Source organism: Azospira sp. APE16, assembly GCF_047901315.1.
Lineage (GTDB): Bacteria > Pseudomonadota > Gammaproteobacteria > Burkholderiales > Rhodocyclaceae > Azospira > Azospira oryzae.
The window spans coordinates 197,543-221,508 of sequence record NZ_CP179682.1 but is presented as its reverse complement, the minus strand read 5'-3'; the positions used below and the strand labels follow the sequence as shown (position 1 = coordinate 221,508).

The following is a 23,966-nucleotide window of genomic DNA, read 5'->3' as shown; positions in this document are numbered from 1 at the left end:
GGACCTTGTTTTCTGATTAGCGGAACAACGCTTACGCGACCTTGAAGCCGGCCACCGATCCCTTCAGTTCGGTTGCCAGACCGGCCAGTTCGCCCACGGCCTCGGCCGTCTGCTTGGTACCGGCGGTGGTCTGTTCGGTCACGTTGAGGATGTCCTTCATGGTCTCGGCCACGCCGGCGGCGGACTGGGCCTGCTGCTGGGTGGCGCTGGAGATGTTCTCGATCAGGCTGGCCAGGTTCTGGGACACGGAACCGATCTCGGCCAGGGCCTGACCGGCGGCGTCGGACAGCTTGGCCCCTTCCACCACGCCCTGGGTCGATTCTTCCATGGCGGAAACCGCATCCTGGGTATCGGTCTGAATGGTCTTCACAATGGCCGCAATCTGCTTCGTGGCTTCGGCGGAACGTTCGGCCAGACGCTGCACTTCTTCTGCCACCACCGTGAAGCCGCGGCCGGCCTCACCGGCGGAGGCAGCCTGAATGGCGGCGTTCAGGGCCAGCACGTTGGTCTGTTCGGTAATATCGGAAATCAGTTCCACGATTTCGCCGATCTCCTGGGAGCTTTCGCCCAGGCGCTTGATCCGCTTTGCCGTTTCCTGGATCTGTTCGCGAATTTCGTTCATGCCCTTGATGGAATCCTGCACGGCCTGGGCGCCCTTCTCGGCGGCGGACAGGGACTGGCGGGCCACCTGGGCCGACTGGGTGGCCTCGGAGGACACCTGGTTCATGGAACTGGCCATGGTCAGGACGGAGCGGCCGGCTTCCTCAATTTCCTTGGACTGGCGCTCGGCAGCGGCCAGCAGTTCCTCGGAGGTCTTGCGGGCCATTTCGGTGGCCAGGGTCACCCGGTTGGCGGCGTCGTTGATGCGGCCCACCAGCACCCGCAGTTCTTCAATGGTGTAGTTGATGGAGTCGGCGATGGCGCCGGTGATGTCCTCGGACACGGTGGCGGTGACGGTCAGGTCGCCGTCGGCCAGGTCGCCCAGTTCGTTCATCAGGCGCAGGATGGCGTCCTGGTTCTGGCGGTTAAGCTGCTCGGATTCCAGGCGCAGGCGCTCGGCTTCCTCGGCACGACGGCGGGAGTCTTCCAGGTAGATCTTGGCCATCAGCACCAGGGCCCCCAGGGCCACCAGCACCATCACCACCAGGATGACGATGTACAGGGCCCGCTCGGCCAGTTCGGCCTGGTAGGCGTCGGCCAGCTTGTCGGTGGCTGCCAGCAGTTCGTCCGAATCCTTGAAGATGGCGGAACCGGACTGCTTGGCCAGCACCAGGCGCTGCATGTTGCCGAGAATGCCGGACACGGCGTCCTGGTATTCCTTGAAGGCGCCTTCCAGCTCGCCCAGCTTGGTGCGGGTGTCGCCGTCGGAGGCGGCCTTGAGGGTTTCGTTACCCTTGATCAGGCCGTTCAGCAGGTCGCGGAAGGAGTTGGTGTCCTTGCCCAGGAGGAAGGCCACTTCCGGGTCGATGGCATCGCCCACCAGCAGGGCGGAGGCGTTCTTGGCGATACGCTGGGTCAGCATCACCATCTGGTTGGCCGCGGCGATTTCCCGGGCACCGCCGCCGGATTGCAGCTTGAGGGCGGCGACCTGTTCGGAGAGTTCCAGCAGCTGGGGATTCTTGCTGGCGATGATGGCCACGTCCTTACCCAGGTTCACCAGGTTCTTTTCCATTTCCAGCAGGCGGGTGGCGTTCTTGTCGGTCTTTTCCCACTCGCTCATCAGGGCCTGCAACTGGGGCTGCACGCCATCGGGGGAGGGAGGTACCGCCACTTCGGTGATTTCGCCACCCTGGGAGAGGCGTTCCAGCAGGCGGGCAAAGGATTCGCGGGAGGTCTTCAGGTGTTCGAAGGCCACCGGCGTGCCTTGCAGGGCCTGGGCCGCATCCTTGGCCAGGCGCTGGGAGAGCATGCGCATTTCACCGGCCGCCGCCACATAGACGGTGCCGTAGGTGGATTCCCGGTTGTCGTGATAAACCAGGCCGGCGATGAACAGCATCACCACCAGCAGCACCGAACCGAGAATCTGCAACTGCTTGACGACCGGATACTGGCCAAGGAAGTCGGTCAGGGCCGCAGCCGGCTCCTTCGGCTTCTTTTCCTTGGCCGGTTTGGCCACCGGAACTTCCATTACCCGGGTGGGGGCGGCGAGGGTTTCCTCGCCCACAGGTGCGGCGGACTTTTTCTGACCCTTGCCGAAAGAAAAGGCGGGTAGCTTAAGTTTGAACGCCATGGTGTTCTCCAGTTCTCAGTGCTTTTGCAACCTAGTGTTGCGGAGCGGTTCGTTTATTGTTGGTTGGGAAAATCCGTGATCAGGCGCCGATCTGCATGAAATCGGGGTCGGCCAGGAGTTCCTTCAGGTTCAGCTTGTGCCAGGTCCGTCCGTCGCCATCCGTGTAGCACTCGCGGCCCCAGACAGGGAGGGAGGCATCCGGCTCGGCAGGCGTCAGGGTTTCCAGGTTCTTCAGCCCCAGGGAACGATTCACCAGCAGGGCGGCGTTGGAGCCGTAGCGGGTGCCCACCAGCAACAGGCGGACGTTGGCGTTGTAGGGGGTGGGATCGCCGCCAAGGAAGGCGGAAAGGTCGGCCACCGAATAGAGGCTGCCGCGGATGTTGGCGATACCGGCGAACCAGGGCTTGGTCAGGGGCACGGGAGCCAGATGGGGGGAGGGAATGATTTCCCCCGAATCGGACAGGTTGAGCAGCCACAGGCGGCTCCCCGCCTGGACCCCGAGCAGGCCGGCCGCGGCCTGCCCGCGGGCGGCGCTGGACAGGCGTGCCGCCAGGTGTTCCTGGAACTGCCGCAGGCTGATTTTTCTGGCCATGCCGCCCCAGCCTCCTAGAGTGCGGCGATCTTGGCGAGCAGCTCTTCGGCGTTGACCGGTTTCACCAGGTAGTCCTGGGCACCCTGGCGCAGCCCCCAGATCTTGTCCGTTTCCTGGCCCTTGGAGGTGCAGACGATGACCGGAATGTCCTTGGTGTCGTCGTCCCGGGTCAGGGTACGGGTAGCCTGGTAGCCGTTGAGGCCGGGCATCACCACATCCATCAGCACCAGGTCGGGCTTTTCGGCCTTGGCCTTGGCGATGCCGTCCTCACCGTTTTCGGCGGTAACCACCTGGTAACCGTTCTTGGTGAGGATTTCGACCATGAAGTGACGTTCGGTGGGGGAATCGTCCACCACGAGGATTTTCTTGACGGGCATAGGGACTCTCTCGGCTAACGCTTATTGAACCTGCTGGGGCCCGTAGGTGGCCACAGCCTGCAGCAAACTGTCTTTGGTAAAGGGCTTGGTGAGGTACTGGTCGGAACCGACCATACGCCCCCGGGCCCGGTCAAAAAGGCCGTCCTTGGAGGACAGCATGATCACCGGGGTGTTGCGGAAACGGGCGTTTTTCTTGATCAGGGCGCAGGTCTGGTAACCGTCCAGACGGGGCATCATGATGTCGCAGAAGACGATGTCTGGTTGGTGGTCGGCGATCTTGGCCAGGGCATCGAACCCGTCCTCGGCCAGCACCACCTGGCATCCTGCCTGCACCAGGAAGATTTCAGCGCTGCGACGGATGGTATTGCTATCGTCAATCACCATCACTTTCACGCCGCGCTGGGCAGTGGCATCCGGCAAATCAACCTCCCAAGATCTCTCGATTACCCCGGAACCAGCCGGGGCTTCTGGATTTTATGCAGCAATACTAAACCTTCGCCCGGGATTTTCCTAGATTTCCACCATTTCGAAGTCTTCCTTGCGCGCATCGCACTCGGGACAGCCCCAGTTCATGGGAATGTCTTGCCAACGGGTACCGGGGGCGATGCCCTCTTCCGGCAGTCCGGCGGCCTCGTCGTAGATGAAACCGCAAATCTGGCACATCCAGGTCCGGTAAGGACCTCCTGGCGGGGTGGATTCAGGCTGGGTCATATCAAAGCTCGGAAGGGGGTTTTAGGCTAGAATCGGGGCCCTTGATCTTACCCAAAGCGCTGCGCCGCCGAAAGGCAGAAAGCGTGCTGCAATGCCACAAAACCCCTCCCCCCAGCTGTCGCCCCCCATTGTCCTCACCTTTGCCGCCTCCGACCCCACCGGCGGCGCCGGCGTCCAGGCGGACATCCTGACCCTGGCCAGCATGGGCTGCCACCCCCTCTCGGTGATCACCGCCATCACCGTCCAGGACACCGCCGGGGTGGATGCGGTCCTGCCCATGGAGCCGGACTGGGTCGAGGACCAGGCCCGCTCCCTGCTGGAGGACATGCCGGTGGCCGCCTTCAAGATCGGCCTCATCGGCAGCGTGGAAAACGTGGCGGCCATTGCCGAGATCGTCTCCGACTATCCCCACATTCCCCTGATCCTGGACCCGGTGCTGGCCTCCGGCCGGGGCGACGAGCTGGCGACGGAGGACCTCATCGCCGCCATGAAGGAACTGCTGCTGCCCCAGACCACCATCCTCACCCCCAACAGTCTGGAGGCCCGCCGCCTGGCCGAGGAGGACGAGGAGGAGCCGGAACTGGAGGAGTGCGCCCGCCGCCTGGTCAGCTACGGCTGTGAATACGTGCTGCTCACGGGCACCCACGAAAACACCGGCCAGGTCATCAACACCCTCTACAACGAGCACGGCATGGTGCGGGCCGACCGCTGGGAGCGGCTGCCCGGCAGCTACCACGGCTCCGGCTGCACCCTGGCCTCCGCCATCGCCGCCAACCTGGCCAACGGCCTGGAACTGGGCGACGCGGTGCGGGACGCCCAGGAGTACACCTGGCAGGCCCTGGCCGCCGGCTTCCGCCCCGGCATGGGCCAGTACATCCCGGACCGCTTCTTCTGGGCCCGGGCGCCGGAAGAGGGCAGGGAGGGCGATGCTTAAGCGCCCCCGCCCCGGCCTCTACGCCATCACTCCCGACGGCCTGGAGACGCCGCGTCTGCTGATGCTGGCCGAAGCAGCCCTGGCTGCCGGCATTCCCCTGCTGCAGTACCGGGACAAGAGCGGCGACGCCGCCCGCCGCCGGGAACAGGCCACCGCCCTGCTGGCCCTGTGCCGCCGTTACGGCACCCGCCTTATCATCAACGACGACGTGGCCCTGGCCCGGGAAGTGGATGCCGACGGCGTCCATCTCGGCGGCGAGGACGGGGACCTGGCCGCCGCCCGCGCCCTGCTGGGCCCTGACAAGCTCATCGGCACCTCCTGCTACGCCGATTTCGCCCGGGCCCAGGCCGCCGCCGCAGCCGGCGCCAACTACGTCGCCTTCGGCGCCATGTACACCTCCCCGACCAAGCCCCAGGCGCCCCGGGCACCTTTCAACCTGGTCACCCGGGCCCGCCAGGAGCTGCCTGGCGTACAGGTCGCCGCCATCGGCGGCATCACCCTGGACAACTCCGCCCCGGTCATCGCCGCCGGCGCCCAGTTCATCGCCGTCATCACCGATTTGTTCGAGGCCCCGGATGTCGCTGTCCGGGCCGCTGCCTATCAACGTCTTTTTGCAGAAAGTGCTGCCCATGAGCTCTCGTAACCAGCAACTCTTCGATGCCGCCCAACGCCACATTCCCGGCGGCGTGAATTCCCCCGTGCGGGCCTTCCGCTCCGTCGGCGGTGCCCCCCGCTTCTTCACCCGCGGCGAAGGCCCCCGGGTGTGGGATGCGGACGGCCGGAGCTACCTGGATTACGTCGGTTCCTGGGGCCCCCTGATCCTGGGCCACGCCCACGCCCCCACGGTCAAGGCCGTGCAGGAGGCCGCCGCTCTGGGCCTGTCCTTCGGCGCCCCCACCGAGGCCGAGATCGAGATCGCCGACCTGCTCTGCGACATCCTGCCCTCCCTGGACATGGTGCGCCTGGTCTCCTCCGGCACCGAAGCCACCATGAGCGCCATCCGCCTGGCCCGGGGCCATACCGGCCGGGACCTGCTGGTGAAGTTCGAGGGCTGCTACCACGGCCATTCCGACAGCCTGCTGGTGAAGGCCGGTTCCGGCCTGCTGACCTTCGGCAATCCCTCCTCCGGCGGCGTCCCCGCCGACGTGGCCAAGCACACCCTGGTGCTCGAATACAACAATGCCGAACAACTGGCCGAAGCCTTTGCCAAGCAGGGCAGCGAAATCGCCGCCGTCATCGTCGAGCCGGTGGCCGGCAACATGAACCTGATCGCGCCCAAGCCCGAGTTCATGCAGGCCATGCGCGAGCTGTGCAGCAAGCACGGCGCCGTGCTCATCTTCGACGAGGTCATGACCGGCTTCCGCGTCGGCCCCCAGTGCGCCCAGGGCCTCTTCGGCATCACCCCGGACCTCACCACTCTGGGCAAGGTCATCGGCGGCGGCATGCCGGTGGCGGCCTTCGGCGGCAAGCGGGAGATCATGGAAAAGATCGCCCCCCTGGGCCCGGTGTATCAGGCCGGCACCCTCTCCGGCAACCCGGTGGCAGTGGCCGCCGGCCTGGTGACCCTGAAGGCCACCCGGGCCCCCGGCTTCTACGATAGCCTGGCCGCCCGTACCAAGCAGCTCACCGACGGCCTCACCGCCGCCGCCAAGAAGCAAGGCGTCACCTTCTGCGCCCAGAGCGTGGGCGGCATGTTCGGCCTGTACTTCAGCGCCACCCCGCCCACCTCCTTCGCCGAAGTGATGCAGTGCGACAAGGAAGCCTTCAACCGCTTCTTCCACGCCATGCTGGAGGCCGGCCACTACCTGGCCCCTTCCGCCTTCGAGGCCGGCTTCGTCTCCGCTGCCCACACGGAAGCCGACATCGCCGCCACCATCGCCGCGGCCGAGGCCATTTTCGCCAAGGGCGTCTGAACCTCGCGCCGGAGCGACTGCCGGACGTAAAAAAGCCCGCTCAAATGAGCGGGCTTTTTCTTTGGCGGAAGCCGGCGCTTACAGAATCGCCGTGCCTTCGTGTTCGCCCCGTTCGTACACCACGTTGGCCCGGCCCACCAGCAGGGGGTCCAGGGGGCCGATGCGCTCCACGTCCTTATTCTTGTAGGGCAGCTTGTGCAGGATGTAGCGCATGGCGTTGAGCCGCGCCCGCTTCTTGCAGTCGGACTTGACCACGGTCCACGGGGAGTCGGCCGTGTCGGTGTAGAAGAACATGGCCTCCTTGGCCTTGGTGTAGTCCTCCCATTTGTCCAGGGAGGCCAGGTCGATGGGGGAGAGCTTCCACTGCTTCAGGGGATGGGTTTCCCGCTCCTTGAAACGGCGGCGCTGTTCGGCCCGGCTGACGGAGAACCAGAACTTGATCAGGTGGATGCCACTGCGGGCCAGGTTGCGCTCGAACTCGGGGCACTGGCGCATGAACTCGGCGTACTCGTCCTGGTCGCAAAAGCCCATGACCCGTTCCACCCCTGCCCGGTTGTACCAGGAGCGGTCGAACATGACGATCTCGCCGGCAGTGGGCAGGTGCTGGATGTAGCGCTGGAAATACCACTGGCCCCGCTCCACTTCCGAGGGCTTTTCCAGGGCCACCACCCGGGCACCCCGGGGATTCAGGTGCTCGGTGAAACGCTTGATGGCGCCCCCCTTGCCGGCCGCGTCCCGGCCTTCGAAGAGGATCACCACCCGCTGCCCGGTTTCCTTGACCCAGGCCTGGAGCTTCAGCAGTTCCACCTGCAGGCGGTACTTCTGCTTCTCGTAGTTCTTGCGGGTCATCAGGTTCTTGTAGGGATAACCGCCGGTGCGCCACTCGTCGGAGAGCTGGTCGTCCGGGCTCACCGGCAGCTTGTCCGCCGGCACCTCGTCCTTGAACAGGGTGTCCCGCAGCATCTTCACGTCGTCGGGGGAAGCGCCGGCGACAATGGCTTCCAGGGTCTTGGCCACGGACTTGAGGTCGGTGCCCTGGGTACGGCTGAGGATGTCGCGCATGGCGACGACCTTGGAATTCTGGGCGGCGGCCACGGCCTGGCCGACTTCGAAACTCTCTACGCCGGCAGGGCTGTGGGCCGGGGCCACGTCGCCGCTCTTCACCGGGCGGGCGCGGCTGGGGCGGGGCTTGGCCACCACCTTGGTGGCGGCCTTGGGGGCGGTGTTGCCGAGGGCGGCGGACTTGCGGGTTGCGGGCTTGCTGACCTTTGTCACCATGTATTTATTCTCCGGGTCATGGGCTGGAATCGGGGCGCCGGGCCAACCTCCTTGGCCCGGCGGGCGAAGGAACATTGTGCGCCTATTTCAGCCCGGCCGGTGTGACCCATTAGGCATGGCAACCGTGCCATGCCGCAGTCGGCCGTCAGCGGCCGTCGTGATGGTGGGGGTGTTCGCCCAGGTGATGGGTCAGGCCGGCAGCATGATGCTCGTGGCCGAAGGGCACCGGAGTCGGCTGGCCCACCACGCGGGGCAGCAGGGAACCGGCCACCATGGCCACGCCGGCGACAAGGAAGCCCAGCACCTGGGGCGGCCAGGTGGCGTCTTCCGGCCCCAGCACTTCCATGAGGATCCAGGTGAAGAAGCCGGAGAAGATGGCGAACAGGGCGCCCTGGGTGTTGGCCTTCTTCCAGTAGAGGCCGGCGAAGAGGGGGATGAAGGCGGTGACCAGGGTGATCTTGTAGGCATTCTCCACCATGTGGAATATGCTCTCGTTGGAATTGAGGGCGAACAGCAGCACGGTGCCGGCGAAGCAGACGATCACCGTGCGCATGGCCAGGAGGAAGGTGCGGTCCGGCATGCGCGGGAAGAAGCCGCGCAGGATGTTCTCGGAGAAGGCCACGGAGGGCGCCAGCAGGGTGGCCGAGGAGCAGCTCATGATGGCCGAGAGCAGGGCGCCGAAGAACACCACCTGGGCGAACACCGGCGTGTGCTGCAGGATCAGGGTGGGCAGCACCAGCTGGGAATCCTGTTCCAGCAGGTCGCCGAACATGGCCGGGTCGATCAGGGTGGCGGCGTAGGCCAGGAACATGGGCACGAAGGCGAAGGCAAAGTAGAGGCTGCCGCCCAGCACCGAGCCGCGGATGGCGGTCTTCTCGTTCTTGGCCGAGGTGATGCGCTGGAACACGTCCTGCTGCGGAATGGAGCCCAGCATCATGGTCATCCAGGCGCCGATGAAGGGCACCCACACCTCGAGCCCACCCTTGGGGAAGAAGTCCAGCTTGCCCGCCGCCGCCGCGTGGCCGACCACGGCGCCGACGCCGCCGGTGAGGCCGGAGATGACGTAGCCGATGTAGAGCATGCCGCCCATGATCACGGTGATCTGCACGAAGTCCAGGATGGCCACGGAGAACATGCCGCCGAAAGTGGTGTAGGTCAGCACGATGAGGGCGCCCAGAATCATGCCCGCCTCCTGGGACACGGCGCCGCCGGTAACGACGAAGAAGACCAGGCCCAGGGCCTTGATCTGGGCCGAGACCCAGCCCAGGTAGGAGACCACGACGCAGAGGGTGGTGAGCACCTCGACGGTGCGGTTGTAGCGCAGCCGGTAGTAGTCGCCGATGGTCAGCAGGTTCATCCGGTACAGCTTGCTGGCGAAGAAGAGGCCGGCCAGGATGAGGCAGAGGGAGGCGCCGAAGGGGTCGGCGACGAAGCCGCCCAGGCCTTCCTTGACGAAGGTGGCGGAGACCCCGAGCACGGCCTCGGCGCCGAACCAGGTGGCGAAGACCGTGGCGGTGACCACCGGCAGGGGCAGGCTGCGGCCGGCGACGGCGAAATCCTTGGCGCTATGGACCCGGGTGGCAGCGAACAGGCCGATGCCGATGGAGACCAGGAGATAGAGGATGACGAAGGCCAGGAGCGTGGTCATGGTGGCGGAAATCCCGGGACGATGACGAGGCGGAAAAATTGAAAAACGCGCAAGTATAGCCGCATTTCCGCCCCACGCCGGCAGGATTTAGGGCAAGCAAATCAGTGCCTTGGCGCACCATTTTGGGCCGCCGCCGATCAAGACCCGGGAAAGGCCGCCCCCAGTGCCCTGCAGCCGGGCTGGAACGCCCGTCCGGCGGGCCTCTCAGGCCCCGTGCCGGCGGGGGAAGACAGCACCGATGAGCCGGGCCAGCAGGGCTGCCGTGCGCCCGCCCGCATCCCGGTCCGGGTTGAACTCCATCACCTCCAGGGCCAGCAGGGCCGGGTCCCCGGCCAGGCCGGCCAGGGCCGGCATCAGTTCGGTCTGGGACAGGCCCGCCGGTTCCGGGCTGCCCACCCCCGGCGCTTCCCGGGGATCGAAGACGTCCAGGTCCAGGCTGACGCCGTAGCCGCCGGGCGCCTGTCGCACCCGGGCCAGGGCTTCGCCGAAGACCGCCGGCAGGCCCCGCTGCCGCACCTCGTCAATGGCGAACACGCGCACCCCGAGGCGGTCGAGGAACTCCCGCTCCTCCGGCTCGTAGCTGCGCACCCCGATGAGGGCCACATGCCCGGGCAGCAGCTTGGGCCCGGGGCCGCCCACGGTCACCAGGCGCCGGTCGCCCTGGCCCAGCAGGCAGGCCAGGGGCATGCCGTGGAGGGCGCCGGAATGGGTGCTTTCGGGGGTGTGGCTGTCCAGATGGGCGTCGAGCCAGAGCAGGCCGACCGGTGCCGGGCTGGCGGCGCGGACGCCGCTCCAGGTACCGATGGCGCAGGAATGGTCGCCGCCCAGCACCACCGGGGTCTCGCCCCGCTCCCGGGCCTGGCGCACTGCCTCGGCCAGGCGCTGGCAGAGGTCGGCCACCTCGGCCACGCGGCCGCCCAGGGCCTGGCGCGGAAAGAGGGTTTCGCCCCAGCTGAGATCGGGGCGGCGGTGCAGGTCATCGAAGGCGTGGGCCCGGTGCAGGGCGGTGGGGCCGGCGTGGCAGCCCGGGTCCTGGGCGCCGACGCCGCTGGCGGCACCGATGAGGCGGAGGGTGCGGTGCATGGCGGCGCAGGCGGCGGGCCCGGACTCAGCCCAGGCTGCGGAAGATTTCCAGGGCGAAGATGCCGGCGGCCAGCAGCAGGGCCAGGCGCAGCCAGCGCTCGTGGCGGGCCTGGGTGGCCTGGATGGCGGCCAGGGCCGCCTGGGTGGCGACGCCGGTTTCCGGCGCCCGGGCCTGGGCGGCCAGGGCCTGCTGGGCCAGGCGGGGAATCTGGGGCAGGCTGCGGGCCCAGTAGGGCGCCTCGTTCTTCAGGTTGCGCACGAAACCGCGCCAGCCCATCTGGCTTTCCATCCACTTCTCGAGGAAGGGCTTGGCGGTCTTCCACAGGTCCAGGTCCGGGTCCAGCTGGCGGCCCAGGCCCTCGATGTTGAGCAGGGTCTTCTGCAGCATCACCAGCTGGGGCTGGATTTCCACATTGAAGCGGCGGCTGGTCTGGAACAGGCGCAAGAGCAGCTTGCCGAAGGAGATGTCCTTCAGGGGGCGGTCGAAGATGGGCTCGCAGACGGCGCGGATGGCCGCTTCCAGCTCGTCCACCCGGGTGTCGGCGGGGGCCCAGCCGGATTCGATGTGGGCCTCGGCCACCCGCTTGTAGTCGCGGCGGAAGAAGGCCAGGAAGTTCTGGGCCAGGTAGTTCTTGTCGTTGTCGTTGAGGGTGGCGACGATGCCGAAATCCAGGGCGATGTAGCGGCCGTCGGCATGGACGAAGATGTTGCCCGGGTGCATGTCGGCGTGGAAGAAGCCGTCGCGGAAGACCTGGGTGAAGAAAATCTCCACCCCGGCCCGGGACAGGGCCTTCAAATCGGTGCCCTGGGCCTGCAGGCGCTGGGTCTGGCTGATGGGGATGCCGTGCATGCGCTCCATGGCCATCACCGAGGGGGTGCAGTAGTCCCAATGCACCTCGGGCACCAGCAGCAGGGGGGAATTCTCGAAATTGCGGCGCAGCTGGGAGCAGTTGGCCGCTTCCCGCATCAGGTCCAGCTCGTCGTAGAGGTGCTTGGCGAACTCGGCCACCACCTCCCGGGGCTTCAGGCGCTTGCCGTCGGCCCACAGTTTTTCGGTAAGGCCGGCCAGGGTGTCCATGAGGGCCAGGTCGTGGCCGATAACCGGCTTCATGCCGGGGCGCAGCACCTTCACCGCCACTTCGCGGCCATCGTGCAGGCGGGCGAAATGGACCTGGGCGACGGAGGCGGAGGCCACCGGGGTCGGGTCGAACTCGGCGAAGATTTCTGCCAGGGGCTTGCCGTAGGCCGCTTCCACCTGGGCAATGGCCTGCTCCGAGGGGAAGGGCGGCACCTGGTCCTGCAGCTTGGCCAGTTCCTCCGCCAGGTCCGGCGGCAACAGGTCGCGGCGGGTGGACAGCACCTGGCCGAACTTGACGAAGATGGGGCCCAGGGCTTCCAGGGCCAGGCGCAGGCGCTCGGCCTCGGAGCGGCGGTCCAGGTCGCGCCAGAAGAAGAGGGCGCGGGAAAGCCGGGAGAGGCCCCGGGCACGGCCGGTGGGCTCGTGTTCCAGCACCATCTGGTCGAGGCCGTAACGGATGGCGACGGTGGCGATCTTGGCGAGGCGCAGCAGGCGCATGGTCAGTCGGGAAGAGGCGGGGGAGGGAGCCGCCGAGAATACCAGAATCCAGACCGGCCCGCGGCGCCGGGCAGGTATAATCGGCCCTTTCAAGCTTTTGGCACCGCCCGATTTCCCTATGAGTCAAGATATCAAGGCCCACCTGGCCGACCTGCTGCAGACCGCCCTGAAGAGCGTGGCCCCCGATCACGCCGCCACGCCCATCGCCCTGGAACGCCCGAAACAGGAGTCCCACGGCGACTTCGCCGCCAACGTGGCGATGCAGCTGGCCCGGGAACTGAAAAAGAACCCGCGGGAAATCGCCCAGCAGCTGGTCAATGAGCTGCCGCCCTCCGCCTGGGTGGAAAAGGTGGACATCGCCGGCGCCGGCTTCATCAACTTCACCCTCAAGGCCGCCGCCAAGACCGCCGTGGTCCAGGCCGTGCTGGCCAAGGCCGGGGAATACGGCCGCAGCAACGCCGGCGGCAAGCAGAAGGTGCAGGTGGAATTCGTCTCCGCCAACCCCACCGGCCCCCTCCACGTCGGTCATGGCCGCGGCGCCGCCTATGGCGCCTCCCTCTCCAGCCTGCTGGCCTTCGTCGGCTGGGATGTGACCCGGGAGTACTACGTCAATGACGCCGGCCGGCAGATGGACATCCTCGGTCTCTCCACCTGGCTGCGTTACCTCGCTCTCTACGACATCAACGTCCCCTTCCCGCCCAACGGCTACCAGGGCGACTACGTGCGCGACATGGCCCGCCAGATCAAGGACGCCCACGGCAACAAGTACCTGCGCCCGGCGGCGGACATCCTGGCCGGCGCTCCCGACGTGGAAGCGGACAAGGAGGGCCACCTGGACGCCCTCATCGCCAACGCCAAGAACCTGCTCGGCCCGGACTGGAGCTACATCCACCAGCACGCCCTGTCCGAGCAGCTGGCGGACGGCAAGGACGACCTGGAAGAGTTCGGCGTGCACTTCGACGTCTGGTTCTCCGAGAAGTCCCTCTTCGATACCGGCCTGGTGGCCAAGTGCGTGGAGAAGCTGGAAGCCGCCGGCCACCTATACGTGCAGAACGGCGCCAAGTGGTTCCGTTCCACCGCCTTCGGCGACGAGAAGGACCGGGTGGTGCAGCGGGAGAACGGCCTGTTCACCTACTTCGCCTCCGACATCGCCTACCACCTCAACAAGTTCGACCGGGGCTTCGACAAGGTCATCAACATCTGGGGCGCCGACCACCACGGCTACATTCCCCGGGTGAAGGGCGCCCTCCAGGCCCTGGACCAGGACGAAGCCAAGCTGCACGTGGCCCTGGTACAGTTCGCCGTGCTCTACCGCAACGGCGAGAAGGCCGCCATGTCCACCCGCTCCGGCGAGTTCGTCACCCTGCGCCAGCTGCGCGGCGAAGTGGGCAACGACGCCTGCCGCTTCTTCTACGTGCTGCGCAAGTCCGACCAGCACCTGGACTTCGACCTGGACCTGGCCAAGAGCCAGACCAACGAAAACCCGGTCTATTACATCCAGTACGCCCACGCCCGGGTCTGTTCCGTAGTCAAGCAGTGGGGCGATGCCGGCGGCAACGAGGCCGAACTGGCCGGTGCCGACCTGGGCCTGCTGACCCACCCGCGGGAACTGGCCGTGGCCGCCCGCCTGGCCGCCTTCCCCGAAGTCGTCGCCAATGCCGCCGCAGACCTGGCGCCGCACCAGGTGGCCTTCTACCTGAAGGACCTGGCCGCCGACTTCCACAGTTATTACAATGCCGAACGCATGCTGGTGGACGACGCCGCCCTGGCCCGTTCCCGCGTCGCCCTGGCCGCCGCCGTGCGCCAGGTGATCCGTAACGGCATGGCCCTGCTGGGTGTTTCCTGCCCGGCCTCCATGTAAGCCAACCCCGCCCCCATACGTTGAGCAGAGAACCATGAGTCGTGACATGAAACCCCGCAAGGCCCCCGCCAGGAAAAAGTCCGGCGGTGGCACCCTGATCGGCATCTTTATCGGCCTCATCCTGGGGGTGGTGGCGGCCCTGGGCGTCGCCTGGTACATCAACAAGGCGCCGATGCCCTTTGTGAACAAGACCCAGAACGGCGCCCCCATGCCGCCGGAGGCCCTGCCCAAGCCGGGTGAGAAGGCGGCGGACAAGGCCGCCCCGGCCCAGCCCCCCGCCCCGGCGGCCCTGCCCGGCAAGCCCGGCGACCCGGTGCCGGAAAAGCCCCGTTTCGACTTCTACAAGATTCTGCCCGGCAACGCCGACGCCGTTCCCGCCCCGGAAGCCAAGCCCGACGCCAAGACGGCCAAGGATGGCAAGGACGGGAAGGAGGCCAAGGACGCCAAGGACGGCGCCGCCGCCAAGGAACCCGTGTTCCTCCAGGCCGGCTCCTTCCAGAAGCCGGGCGACGCGGACAATCAGAAGGCCAGTCTGGCCATGTTGGGGGTGGAAGCCACCGTGCAGCAAGTGATGGTGGGCGACAAGGTGTGGTACCGGGTGCGCCTGGGGCCGTACACCAAGATCGATGAAGTGAACAAGGTGCGCGCCGAGCTGGCCAAGGCCGGCGTCGAAGCCAATATCGTCAAGAACAAGGACTGAAGGAAACCCCCATGACCCAGACCTCCGCTTCCCTGTATTCCCGCCTGCGCCGCTGGCTGGCGCCCCTGGCCCTGCTGGCCGCCGCCGCCCTGCAGCCGGCCGTTGCCCAGCAGCAGCCCCAGTTCCAGGCGATCAACCCGCCCATCGCCACCGACAGCGGCAGCAAGATCGAAGTGATCGAGTTCTTCTCCTACGGCTGCCCCCACTGCGCCGACTTCAACCCCCTGATCCACGCCTGGGCCTCCCGCCTGGGCCCGGACGTGGCCTTCAAGAAGGTGCCCATCACCTTCGGCCGCCCCGCCTGGACCAACGTGGCCAAGCTGTACTACGCCCTGGAAACCACCGGCGACCTGGCCAAGCTGGACGAAGCCGTGTTCAAGGCCATCCACGAACAGCGCGTCAATCTGTTCGACCCCCGCACCGCCGAGGAATGGGTGGGCAAGCAGGGCGCCGACGGCAAGAAGTTCGCCGAGGCTTTCAGCTCCTTCGGCGTGAACAGCAAGATGAGCCGGGCCGAGCAGATCGCCCGGGCCTACAAGGTGGACGGCGTGCCCATGGTGGTGGTGGACGGCCGCTACGTGGTCAAGGGCGAAGCCTTCAAGGACGTGCTGCGCAACGCCGACCTGCTGATCGAGAAAATCCGCGCCGAGCGGGCCGGCAAGAAGAAGTAAGCCCCGCCGGCAGACCCACGCCATCGCCCGGACGGCCCCGCCCTCCGGGCGATTTCACATCCACCTGCGGAACATTCATGGCATCCCTCAAGGTCTTCATCACCGGCGCCTCCAGCGGCATCGGCGCCGCCCTGGCCCGTCACTACGCCGAACAGGGCGCCACCCTTGGTCTGGCGGCCCGCCGGCAACAAGCACTGACGGACCTCCTGGCCGACCTGCCCGGGCGCCACGCCGCCTATGCCCTGGATGTGAGCGACGCCCCGGCCCTGGCCGCCGCCGCGGCCGACTTCACGGCTCGCCACGGCGCCCCGGACATCGTCATCGCCAACGCCGGGGTCTCGGTGGGCACCCTCAGCGAATGCCCGGAAGACCTGGCGGCCTTCCGCAAGGTGATGGACACCAACGTCTACGGCATGGCCGCCACCTTCGCCCCCTTCATCGGCCCCATGGCCGCCGCCGGCGGCGACAGGCGCCTGGTGGGCATCGCCTCCGTCGCCGGCATCCGGGGCCTGCCGGGGGCCGAAGCCTATTCGGCCTCCAAGGCCGCCGCCATCGCCTATCTGGAATCCCTGCGCCTGGAAATGGCGCCCAAGGGCATCAAGGTGGTGACCATCGCCCCGGGCTATATCGAAACCCCCATGACCGCCATCAACCCCTATCCCATGCCCTTCCTGCTGCCGGCAGCGGAAGCGGCGCGGCGCTTCGCCCGGGCGGTGGCAAAGGGCACCAGCTACACGGTCATTCCCTGGCAGATGGGGGTGGTGGCGAAGGTCCTGCGGCTCCTGCCCAACTGGCTCTACGACCGCCTGTTCACCCAGGCCCCGCGCAAGCCCCGGGGCCTGCTGGACTAGGCCAGCACCCGCTCCAGGCAACGGCGCAGCAGGAATACCCGGCGCAGACTGCGGCCCCGTTTGTGGCGCCAGGGCCGGGCCAGGAAGGTGATGGCGCGCAGCCACAGCATGGCCCGCTGCAGGCAGCGGCGGATGTCGGCCGCCGGGTGGGCGGCGAAGTAGCGCTCCAGCAGGGCCTCGCCCATGGCCTGCCAGGCGGCCTCGCCCCGGTCGTCGAGGAGCAGGCAGGAATTGACCAGCAGCACCAGGTCCAGGGTCTGGGCCACGGCCAGGGGCAGGTGCTCGCCGATGTCTTCCTCGAAATCGATGCGGTAAATCTCGCCCTGCCACAGCATCAGGTTCTTCACCTGGCTGCCGCCGTGCCAGTGGCCGGCTCGGTGGAAGGCCGCCAGGTCGTCCATGGCCCGCAGCAGCAGGTCGTCCCATTCCTGCCGCGGACGGTCCGTACGGGCGTGTTCCAGGGTATCGCCTACCGCCTCCAGGGCCAGCCAGCCGGCCCCTTCCGCCAGCACCCGGGGCACTTTCACCCCGGCGGCGTGGAGGCTGCGCAGGCGGCGGGCTTCGATGCGGATCAGGCCGCCCTGGTCCGACAGGGCCAGGGACTGCCGCGGCAGGGGCTGGGGCGAAAGGCTGCCGGCGATACGGGCGGCGATCCAAGTGACCCAGGGGGCCCGGGTCTGGTCGGAGGCGCGCTTCACCACCAGGGACTGGCCCTCGTGGCTGAGGCGCAGGATGCGTTCCTCGGGACGGGCGGCCAGGGCCGCCTCGATGGCGGCGACCAGTTCGGGGGCGCCGGCGGGCAGGTTGGGAGCAGACATGGGGCGGATTATCCCACAGGCCCCGCCGCCGCCGCGGGGTCCGGGGCGGCGACAAATCCGGCCTATATCAAATCAGGCGGCCCCGGGCCGGGCTATCATCCGCCCATTCTCCCTGCTTCCGAGGACCCTATGCGCCGTATTGCCCTGCTCCTGCTGCCCCTCTCGCTGTTGGCCGCCCAACCCGCCCGGGCGGCGGATTTGTCGCCCGAATCGGTACTGCAGGCCCTCACCGAACTGGGCCGCCTCAACGGCACCGCCCTGGCCTGCGGCCAGAAAGAGGTGGTGGCACGGATCAAGGGGCTGGTGATCCAGCGCGCCCCCAAGACCCGCCAGTACGGCGAGGCTTTCGAAGGGGCCACCCAGAACGCTTTCCTGGAGCGCTCGCGCCAGGGAGGCACCTGCCCCGCCGCCCCGGAACTGGCCCGCAAGGCCGAAGCCCTGGCCGAGCAATTGCCGCCTGCCTCTGCCGACGCCGTGGCCCGCTGACCATGAAGTACGCCCGTCTCAAGCTCGCCCTGCTGGCCCTGGGCGCCGCCCTTGCCCTGCCGGCCGCCGCCCAGGCCCCGGCCAAGCCCCTCAACCCGGCCCGCCATCTGGCCGCCAGCGGCGACGACATCGCCGTCGGCGTGCAACCCCGCTACCTGCTGCAGACCCAGTACGGCAACGTGGTCACCAACCAGGACTTCGGCGGCCAGTTCCAGCTGATTACCTTCGGCTACACCTCCTGCCCCGACGTCTGCCCCACCACCCTGGCGGAAATGGCGGCCATCCTGGAACAGCTGGGAGAGGCGGGCAAGCGGGTGCAGCCCATTTTCATCAGCGTGGACCCGCAGCGGGACACGCCCAAGGTCCTGGGCAACTACGTCGCCTTCTTCAACCCGCGCATCCTCGGCCTCACCGGATCGCCAGCCCTGGTGCGGGGCGTCGCCGACAACTTCAAGGCGCGCTACGAGAAGGTCCAGGAGCCGGGCTCGGACCAATACTGGATGGACCACTCCGCCGGCATGTACCTGCTGGGGCCGGATAGCGGCTTTGTCGCCAAGTTCCCCTACGCCATGCCCGCCGCCGAGATCACGGCGCGCATCAAGGCCCAGCTGGACGCCACGCCCGAGCCGACGCCCCGGGAGCAGCAAGCCCCGGCGGGCGCCCCGCCCCGGCGCTGAGCCTTACCAGTCCAGGGGCTGGCCGTCCCGGAAGAAGCCGCCGCTGGGCCCGTCGTCGGGCAGGGTGGCGGCCCACAGGATGCTGCGGGCGCCCTCCTCGGCGCTACGCTGGGCGTCGCTGCCGCCCATCTCGGTGCGGCACCAGCCGGGACACACCGCATTGACCTTGATCGCCGCCCCTTCCGCGGCCAGTTCCGCCGCCAGGATGCGGGTGAGGGCGTTGAGGGCCGTCTTCGAGGCCCGGTAGCCGGGCCAGGCGCCGCCCATGGTGGACAGCTGGCCCATGCCGGAGGAGACATTGACGATGCGCCCCCAGCCCCGCCGCCGCATCAGGGGCACCAGGGCCTGCATCAGGCGCAGGGGCGCCAGGGTGTTGGCCTCCAGGGTCGCCGCCACCAGCGCCGGATCGACCCGCAGCAGGCTGCCGCTGGCCGGGTCGGCAAAATCGTGGGGTTCGAGGAAGACCCCGGCGTTATTCACCAGGATGTCCACGCCGCCGTATTCCCGTTCCAGGAAGGCGGCCAGCCGGGCCACGTCCTCGCCCCGGGTGACATCAGCCACCTGGGCCGCCACCTCCAGGCCGCGTCCCGCCAGTTCGGCACAGGCCGCCTGCAGCGGCCCCTCACGCCGCCCCACCAGCACCACCCGGCAACCCTGCTCGGCCAACAGGCCGGCCACGGCCAGACCCAAGCCCCGGGCGGCACCCGTCACCACGGCAATTTTTTGCGCTAGCATCGCTGCTCCTTCACGTTCATGGATGCCCGATGATGCAATGGCCCGACGCCCTCGGCAAGCCGCACCCCGCCTGGTCCGCCGCCCGGGGCGAACTGCGCCTGGTGTCCCTGGTGCCCTCCATCACCGAGCTGCTGTGGGACCTGGGCCTGGGCCCCCAGCTGGTGGGGCGCACCGGCTTCTGCGTGCATCCGCGGCAGGCCCTGCAGGCCGTGCCCAAGGTGGGCGGCACCAAGGGTTTCTCCGTGGAGAAGATCCGCGCCCTGGCCCCCACCCACGTCATCGTCAATGTGGATGAAAACCGGCGCGAGGAAGTGGCGGCCCTGGAGTCCTTCGTGCCCCACATCGTCGTCACCCATCCCCTGGGCCCGGACGACAATCCGGCCCTGTACCGCCTGCTGGGCCATCTCTTCGGCAAGGAAGCGGAGGCGGAGCAGCTCTGCGCCGACTACGCCGCGGCCCGGGCCGAACTGGCGGACGCCGTGGCCGGCCTGCCCCGGGAGACGGTGCTCTACCTGATCTGGAAAAAGCCCTGGATGAGCATCAGCCGGGACACCTACATCTCCCGCATGCTGGCCGCCGCCGGCTGGGACAGCCTGCCCGCCGACGGCGCCGAACGCTATCCGGAAGTGGACCTGGCCCTGGCCCGCCAGGCCGGGCGCATCCTGCTGCCGAGCGAGCCCTATCCCTTCCGCGACAAGGACGCCCTTGAACTGGCCGCCGACCCGGCCACGGGCGGCACCCCGGTGCTGACGGTGGATGGGGAAATGATTTCCTGGTACGGCAGCCGGGCCATCGCCGGCCTGCGCTACCTGGCGGCCCTGCGCCAAAGCCTAGCCTAGGGCGGCAGGCAGCGCTCCTTTACGCCTGCCCGGGCAGGCAGGCAAGACGGCATTCTCCCGACCACTTGCCGGGGGAGGCAGATTGCAAGCCGCTCACCGGCCACACCATCTCAAGACGCCCATCCCGCCTGCCTCTCGGCAGGGACCGGTGCAGGCCGCTCAGGGCCGGAAGCGGGTGATGCCGGCTTCCGTCACCAGGGCATCCAGAGGCTCGTCGTGGGGCTCCGGGCCGATGTCGGCCACCCTGGCCAGTTCGTAGCCGACGCCGATGGCCAAGGGTCGGGGGTCCAGGCTGGCCAGGGTGCGGTCGAAAAAGCCACCGCCGTAGCCCAGGCGGTAGCCCAGCCGGTCCACCCCGTTCACCGGCAGCAGCAGCACCTGGGGCACCAGCCAGGGACCCTCGGTGGGCGTCGGGATGCCGTAGCGGTCCGGCGCCAGGGGCGTCGCCTCCCGCCACTCGCGGAAGGCCAGGGGCGCATTGGGCACCGTCACCACCGGCAGGGCCGAGCGGCCGCCCCGGGACTGCCACTCCAGCAGTAGGGGACGCAGGTCCGGCTCGTTCTGCACCGGCCAGCAGAAACCCACCACCTGGCCCTCCAGTTCGGGAAAGCCGGCCATCAGGTGGCCGCAGATGGCCTCGGAAAGCAGGGCCACGGCCTCGGCGGAAAGCCCGCGGCGGGCGGCAATGAGGCGCTGGCGCAGGACGTTGCGGTTCTCGGGGGCGGGCGGCGGGGTGAAGGGAATGGCGGTCATGGGGAAAGATGAAATTGGCTCGCTGCGGAGGCCGGGCAGGGCCCCGGCCTGTGCTATGCTCAAAGGGCTGCCAGTGGCTCTGCCGTGACGGCATTTTTTCCCGCCAGCCCCTTGCCTCAAGCGCCTGCCCTGCAGACGCCGAACCAGATTATCACACCACGATGTCGCCTTCCCCAGCCCGCCCCCGCTTCGCCCTTCGCCTCACCCTGTGCTCCGCCCTGCTCGGCCTCTGTCTCGGCCTCAACGCCCCGGCCCGCGCCGGTAGCGACGAACAGTTCGTCGCCGCCCGGGACGCCTTCCGCGCCGGCGACCTGAACCGTCTCGACCGCCTCGCCGCCGAGCTGCGGGACCACGAACTGGCGCCCTACGTGGAGTACTTCCAGATCCGCGCCCAGCTGGAAAAGGCCGACGCCAACACCGTCGCCGCCCTCAACGATTTCCTCGCCCGCCAGGACAAGACCTACATCGCCGAGAAGCTGCGCGGCGACTGGCTGCGCCTGCTCGGCAAGCAGCAGCGCTGGAGCGAGTTCGAGGCCGAGTACCCGAAGATTTCCCAGGCCGACCAGGACCTGGCCTGCCTCAGCCTGCAGAGCCGCCTGGCACGCAAGGACCCGAAGGCCCTGGACGACGCCCTGCCCCTGTTCCGCACCCTGCTGGAAGTGCCCGAGCCCTGCAACCCGGTGCTGGACGCCGTGGTGGCGGCCCAGAAGGTCAATTCCGACGACGTCTGGGCCCGCATCCGCCGCCAGTTCGAAATCAACAAACTCGGCGCCGCCTGGAACACGGCCCAGTACCTGCCCGTGGCCCAGACCCCGGAGCGCAAGCTGTGGGACCAGGTGACGGACAAGCCCCTGCCCTTCCTGGTCAAGCTCTCCGGCACCAGCCAGCGCCTGCAGAGGGAACTGGCCCTGCTGGCGCTGCAGCGGGTGGCCCGCAACGACCCGGCCATGGCCGCCCAGCGCCTGGATGCCCTGGAAAGCCAGTTGCCGCCGGCCGACCGGGCCTGGGCCTGGGGCCAGATCGGCTGGCAGGGCGCCCAGCGCCACTATCCGGAAGCCCTGGACTGGTACCGCCGCGGCAGCGACCTGACGCCCCTCTCCGACGAAGCCCAGGCCTGGAAGGTGCGCGCCGCCCTGCGCGCCCAGGACTGGCACCTGGTGCGCCACGCCATCGAAGGCATGAGCCCGACCCAGGCCGCCGACCCCAGCTGGACCTACTGGCTGGGCCGGGCCTACAAGGCCGCCGGCCGCAACGACCTGGCCCAGCCCCTGTTCGAGCGCATCGCCGGCCAGCCCAATTTCTACGGCAACCTGGCGGACGACGAGCTGGGCCGCCCCATCAAGCTGCCGCCCCAGGCCCGCCCCCTGAGCCGGGAGGAACTGGCCCGGGTCGGCGACAACCTGGCCCTGCGCCGGGCCCTGGCCCTGTTCCGCGCCAACCTGCGCTTCGAAGGCACCAAGGAATGGAGTTGGGCCCTGCGCGGCATGGACGACCGGGAACTGCTGGCCGCCGCCGAAATCGCCCGCCGCAACAACATCTACGACCGGGCCATCGCCGCCGCCGACCGCACCAAGAACGAACACGACTACAGCCTGCGCTACCTCTCCCCCTTCGACGAGCAGGTGCGCCCCGTGGCGCGCCAGCAGCAGCTGGACGATGCCTGGGTATACGGCCTGATGCGTCAGGAAAGCCGCTTCGTCACCAACGCCCGCTCCTCCGTCGGCGCCTCGGGTCTGATGCAGCTGATGCCGGCCACGGCCCGCTGGGTGGCGAAGAAGATCGGCCTCAAGGACTACGACCACGGCCAGGTGACCAATACGGACACCAACGTGCTGCTCGGCACCTCCTACATGCGCATGGTCATGGAAAGCCTGGACAACCACCCGGTGCTGGCCTCCGCCGCCTACAATGCGGGTCCCGGCCGGGCCCAGAAATGGCGGGCCGCCAAGCCCATCGAGGGGGCCATCTACGCCGAGACCATCCCCTTCAGCGAGACCCGGGATTACGTGAAAAAGGTGATGAGCAACTCGGTCTACTACGCCTCCCTCTTCAACAACGGCCGGCCCCAGTCCCTGAAAAGCCGGCTGGGGGTGGTGCTGCCCAAGGGCAGCGGTGGCGAGAACCAGCCAAAACCGGAAGATTTGCCGTAAAATCCGGGGTTTCCCGGCGGCGCCAGCGTTGCCGGGAGGTGAGGGGAGCATCGCGTCGGCAACGGCGCGGCGCAAAGACTATAAAGCGACACTCCAGAGATAATCATGGCGATCAAAAACATTCTGTTGCTGGGCGGTAGCGGCTTTGTCGGCAGCCACATTGCCAACCTGCTGTCTGCCCGCGAAGGCATCCGCATCACCGTGCCCTCCCGTCGTCGGGAACGGGCCAAGCACCTGCTGCCCCTGCCCGGGGTCGATGTGGTGGAAGCCAACATCAACAAGGAAGAAGACCTGCTCGCCCTGATGCGCGGCCAGGACGCAGTGATCAATCTGGTGGGCATCCTCCACGGCGACAGCGAAATGCCCTACGGCCGCAAGTTCGCCCAGGCCCATGTGGAACTGCCGCGGAAAGTCGTCGCTGCCATGCAGCAGGCCGGCGTCAAGCGCCTGGTGCACATGAGCGCCCTCAAGGCCGACGCCAAGGGCCCCTCCGAATACCTGCGCTCCAAGGGCGACGGCGAAGCCATCGTGCAGGCCGCCCAGGGCCCGCTGGACGTGACCGTGTTCCGTCCCTCCGTCATCTTCGGCGCCGGCGATTCCTTCCTCAACACCTTCGCCAAGCTGCTCAAGCTGGCCCCGGTGTTCCCCATCGGCTTCCCCGACGCCCGCTTCCAGCCGGTTTGCATCGACGACGTGGGCCAGGCCTTCGTGGACAGCCTGGAAGACAGCGACACCTTCGGCCAGACCTATGAACTGTGCGGCCCCGGCGTCTACAGCCTGCGCGAACTGATCCAGTACACCGGCAAGGTGATCGGCAAGGAACGGCCCCTGTTCAAGCTCTCCGAAGGCTGGGCCTACCTGCAGGCCGGCCTGCTGTGGCTGGCGCCCAAGCCCCTGATGTCCCCGGACAACCTGCGTTCCATGCAGGTGGACAATGTGGCCACCCCCGGCGCCAAGACTCCGGCCCGCTGGTGCCCCGCCTCCCTGGAATCCGTGGCCCCCACCTACCTGGCCGCCGATCCCAACGCCAAGTTCAACACGTTCCGGGGCCAGGCCGGCCGCTGAACGCCTGCCCCCCGCCCG

At 68.0% G+C, this 23,966-nt stretch carries 24 protein-coding genes; 12 read left to right on the top strand and 12 right to left on the bottom strand.

Going from position 1 to position 23,966, the window contains the following annotated elements; genetic code table 11:
• Positions 1-31: 31 nt before the first annotated feature.
• The 5 genes from ACLSSQ_RS01125 to ACLSSQ_RS01105 all read right to left on the bottom strand — a co-directional run bounded on the left by ACLSSQ_RS01125 (position 32) and on the right by ACLSSQ_RS01105 (position 3,862).
• Positions 32-2,230 carry a methyl-accepting chemotaxis protein gene (locus ACLSSQ_RS01125; protein WP_014235768.1) on the bottom strand — a complete coding sequence of 733 codons (2,199 nt, stop codon included), beginning with the start codon at positions 2,228-2,230 and terminating at the stop codon, positions 32-34.
• A gap of 79 nt (positions 2,231-2,309) precedes the next feature.
• On the bottom strand, positions 2,310-2,822 hold the full coding sequence (locus ACLSSQ_RS01120; RefSeq protein WP_014235769.1) for a chemotaxis protein CheW: 513 nt from the start codon (positions 2,820-2,822) through the stop codon (positions 2,310-2,312).
• 14 nt (positions 2,823-2,836) lie between these two features.
• Positions 2,837-3,199: a response regulator transcription factor gene (locus ACLSSQ_RS01115; RefSeq protein ID WP_014235770.1), complete on the bottom strand. Its 363-nt coding sequence runs from the start codon at positions 3,197-3,199 to the stop codon at positions 2,837-2,839.
• 21 nt (positions 3,200-3,220) lie between these two features.
• Positions 3,221-3,583 carry a response regulator gene (locus ACLSSQ_RS01110; RefSeq protein ID WP_172974747.1) on the bottom strand — a complete coding sequence of 121 codons (363 nt, stop codon included), beginning with the start codon at positions 3,581-3,583 and terminating at the stop codon, positions 3,221-3,223.
• 126 nt (positions 3,584-3,709) lie between these two features.
• Positions 3,710-3,862 carry a rubredoxin gene (locus ACLSSQ_RS01105; RefSeq protein WP_416244273.1) on the bottom strand — a complete coding sequence of 51 codons (153 nt, stop codon included), beginning with the start codon at positions 3,860-3,862 and terminating at the stop codon, positions 3,710-3,712.
• A gap of 139 nt (positions 3,863-4,001) precedes the next feature.
• Between ACLSSQ_RS01105 and thiD the strand changes: the two genes are divergently transcribed.
• The 3 genes from thiD to hemL are packed head-to-tail and all read left to right on the top strand — an operon-like array spanning position 4,002 to position 6,757.
• On the top strand, positions 4,002-4,844 hold the full coding sequence (gene thiD, locus ACLSSQ_RS01100; protein WP_014235773.1) for a bifunctional hydroxymethylpyrimidine kinase/phosphomethylpyrimidine kinase: 843 nt from the start codon (positions 4,002-4,004) through the stop codon (positions 4,842-4,844).
• Positions 4,837-5,487 carry a thiamine phosphate synthase gene (thiE, locus tag ACLSSQ_RS01095; protein WP_416243551.1) on the top strand — a complete coding sequence of 217 codons (651 nt, stop codon included), beginning with the start codon at positions 4,837-4,839 and terminating at the stop codon, positions 5,485-5,487. Before thiD ends, thiE begins: the two co-directional genes overlap by 8 nt.
• Positions 5,474-6,757: a glutamate-1-semialdehyde 2,1-aminomutase gene (gene hemL / locus ACLSSQ_RS01090; protein WP_416243550.1), complete on the top strand. Its 1,284-nt coding sequence runs from the start codon at positions 5,474-5,476 to the stop codon at positions 6,755-6,757. The genes thiE and hemL overlap by 14 nt, the downstream gene beginning before the upstream one ends.
• 78 nt (positions 6,758-6,835) lie before the next feature.
• Here the strand turns inward: hemL and ppk2 are convergent, their stop codons facing one another.
• The 4 genes from ppk2 to ubiB form a co-directional block, all read right to left on the bottom strand.
• Complete coding sequence (ppk2, locus tag ACLSSQ_RS01085; RefSeq protein WP_014235776.1) at positions 6,836-8,035, bottom strand: polyphosphate kinase 2; 1,200 nt, start codon at positions 8,033-8,035, stop codon at positions 6,836-6,838.
• Positions 8,036-8,180: 145 nt separating this feature from the next.
• Positions 8,181-9,683 carry a sodium:solute symporter family protein gene (locus ACLSSQ_RS01080; RefSeq protein ID WP_416243549.1) on the bottom strand — a complete coding sequence of 501 codons (1,503 nt, stop codon included), beginning with the start codon at positions 9,681-9,683 and terminating at the stop codon, positions 8,181-8,183.
• Between the two features lie 204 nt (positions 9,684-9,887).
• Complete coding sequence (locus tag ACLSSQ_RS01075; RefSeq protein ID WP_416243548.1) at positions 9,888-10,766, bottom strand: arginase; 879 nt, start codon at positions 10,764-10,766, stop codon at positions 9,888-9,890.
• Positions 10,767-10,791: 25 nt separating this feature from the next.
• On the bottom strand, positions 10,792-12,342 hold the full coding sequence (gene ubiB, locus ACLSSQ_RS01070) for a ubiquinone biosynthesis regulatory protein kinase UbiB (RefSeq protein ID WP_416243547.1): 1,551 nt from the start codon (positions 12,340-12,342) through the stop codon (positions 10,792-10,794).
• Between the two features lie 118 nt (positions 12,343-12,460).
• On the opposite strand from ubiB, the gene argS reads away from it, so the two are divergent.
• The 4 genes from argS to ACLSSQ_RS01050 all read left to right on the top strand — a co-directional run bounded on the left by argS (position 12,461) and on the right by ACLSSQ_RS01050 (position 16,425).
• On the top strand, positions 12,461-14,203 hold the full coding sequence (gene argS / locus ACLSSQ_RS01065; RefSeq protein WP_416243546.1) for an arginine--tRNA ligase: 1,743 nt from the start codon (positions 12,461-12,463) through the stop codon (positions 14,201-14,203).
• A gap of 46 nt (positions 14,204-14,249) precedes the next feature.
• Positions 14,250-14,903: an SPOR domain-containing protein gene (locus ACLSSQ_RS01060; RefSeq protein WP_232058790.1), complete on the top strand. Its 654-nt coding sequence runs from the start codon at positions 14,250-14,252 to the stop codon at positions 14,901-14,903.
• Between the two features lie 11 nt (positions 14,904-14,914).
• Positions 14,915-15,574 (top strand): thiol:disulfide interchange protein DsbA/DsbL, encoded by a 660-nt coding sequence (locus ACLSSQ_RS01055; RefSeq protein WP_416243545.1) that lies wholly within the window; start codon positions 14,915-14,917, stop codon positions 15,572-15,574.
• A 77-nt stretch (positions 15,575-15,651) separates the two neighbouring features.
• Entirely contained in the window at positions 15,652-16,425 is a 774-nt protein-coding gene (locus tag ACLSSQ_RS01050; protein WP_416243544.1) for an SDR family oxidoreductase, read from the top strand.
• Here the strand turns inward: ACLSSQ_RS01050 and ACLSSQ_RS01045 are convergent.
• Entirely contained in the window at positions 16,422-17,243 is an 822-nt protein-coding gene (locus ACLSSQ_RS01045) for a hypothetical protein (RefSeq protein WP_416243543.1), read from the bottom strand. The genes ACLSSQ_RS01050 and ACLSSQ_RS01045 overlap by 4 nt on opposite strands.
• Positions 17,244-17,372: 129 nt before the next feature.
• On the opposite strand from ACLSSQ_RS01045, the gene ACLSSQ_RS01040 reads away from it, so the two are divergent.
• Both ACLSSQ_RS01040 and ACLSSQ_RS01035 read left to right on the top strand, forming a co-directional pair.
• Positions 17,373-17,729: a hypothetical protein gene (locus tag ACLSSQ_RS01040; RefSeq protein ID WP_416243542.1), complete on the top strand. Its 357-nt coding sequence runs from the start codon at positions 17,373-17,375 to the stop codon at positions 17,727-17,729.
• 2 nt (positions 17,730-17,731) lie between these two features.
• Positions 17,732-18,406 (top strand): SCO family protein, encoded by a 675-nt coding sequence (locus ACLSSQ_RS01035; RefSeq protein WP_014235789.1) that lies wholly within the window; start codon positions 17,732-17,734, stop codon positions 18,404-18,406.
• Between the two features lie 3 nt (positions 18,407-18,409).
• Here the strand turns inward: ACLSSQ_RS01035 and ACLSSQ_RS01030 are convergent, their stop codons facing one another.
• Entirely contained in the window at positions 18,410-19,141 is a 732-nt protein-coding gene (locus tag ACLSSQ_RS01030; protein ID WP_416243541.1) for an SDR family NAD(P)-dependent oxidoreductase, read from the bottom strand.
• A 29-nt stretch (positions 19,142-19,170) separates the two neighbouring features.
• Here ACLSSQ_RS01030 and ACLSSQ_RS01025 point away from each other — a divergent pair, with 29 nt between their 5' ends.
• Positions 19,171-19,980 (top strand): helical backbone metal receptor, encoded by an 810-nt coding sequence (locus ACLSSQ_RS01025; protein ID WP_416243540.1) that lies wholly within the window; start codon positions 19,171-19,173, stop codon positions 19,978-19,980.
• Positions 19,981-20,139: 159 nt separating this feature from the next.
• Here the strand turns inward: ACLSSQ_RS01025 and ACLSSQ_RS01020 are convergent, their stop codons facing one another.
• The gene (locus tag ACLSSQ_RS01020; protein ID WP_416243539.1) at positions 20,140-20,733 is read right to left on the bottom strand and encodes a 5-formyltetrahydrofolate cyclo-ligase; all 594 of its coding nucleotides are present in this window, start codon (positions 20,731-20,733) and stop codon (positions 20,140-20,142) included.
• Positions 20,734-20,894: 161 nt separating this feature from the next.
• On the opposite strand from ACLSSQ_RS01020, the gene ACLSSQ_RS01015 reads away from it, so the two are divergent.
• On the top strand, positions 20,895-22,883 hold the full coding sequence (locus tag ACLSSQ_RS01015; protein ID WP_416243538.1) for a transglycosylase SLT domain-containing protein: 1,989 nt from the start codon (positions 20,895-20,897) through the stop codon (positions 22,881-22,883).
• A gap of 105 nt (positions 22,884-22,988) precedes the next feature.
• Positions 22,989-23,948 (top strand): complex I NDUFA9 subunit family protein, encoded by a 960-nt coding sequence (locus ACLSSQ_RS01010; RefSeq protein ID WP_416243537.1) that lies wholly within the window; start codon positions 22,989-22,991, stop codon positions 23,946-23,948.
• Positions 23,949-23,966: the final 18 nt, after the last annotated feature.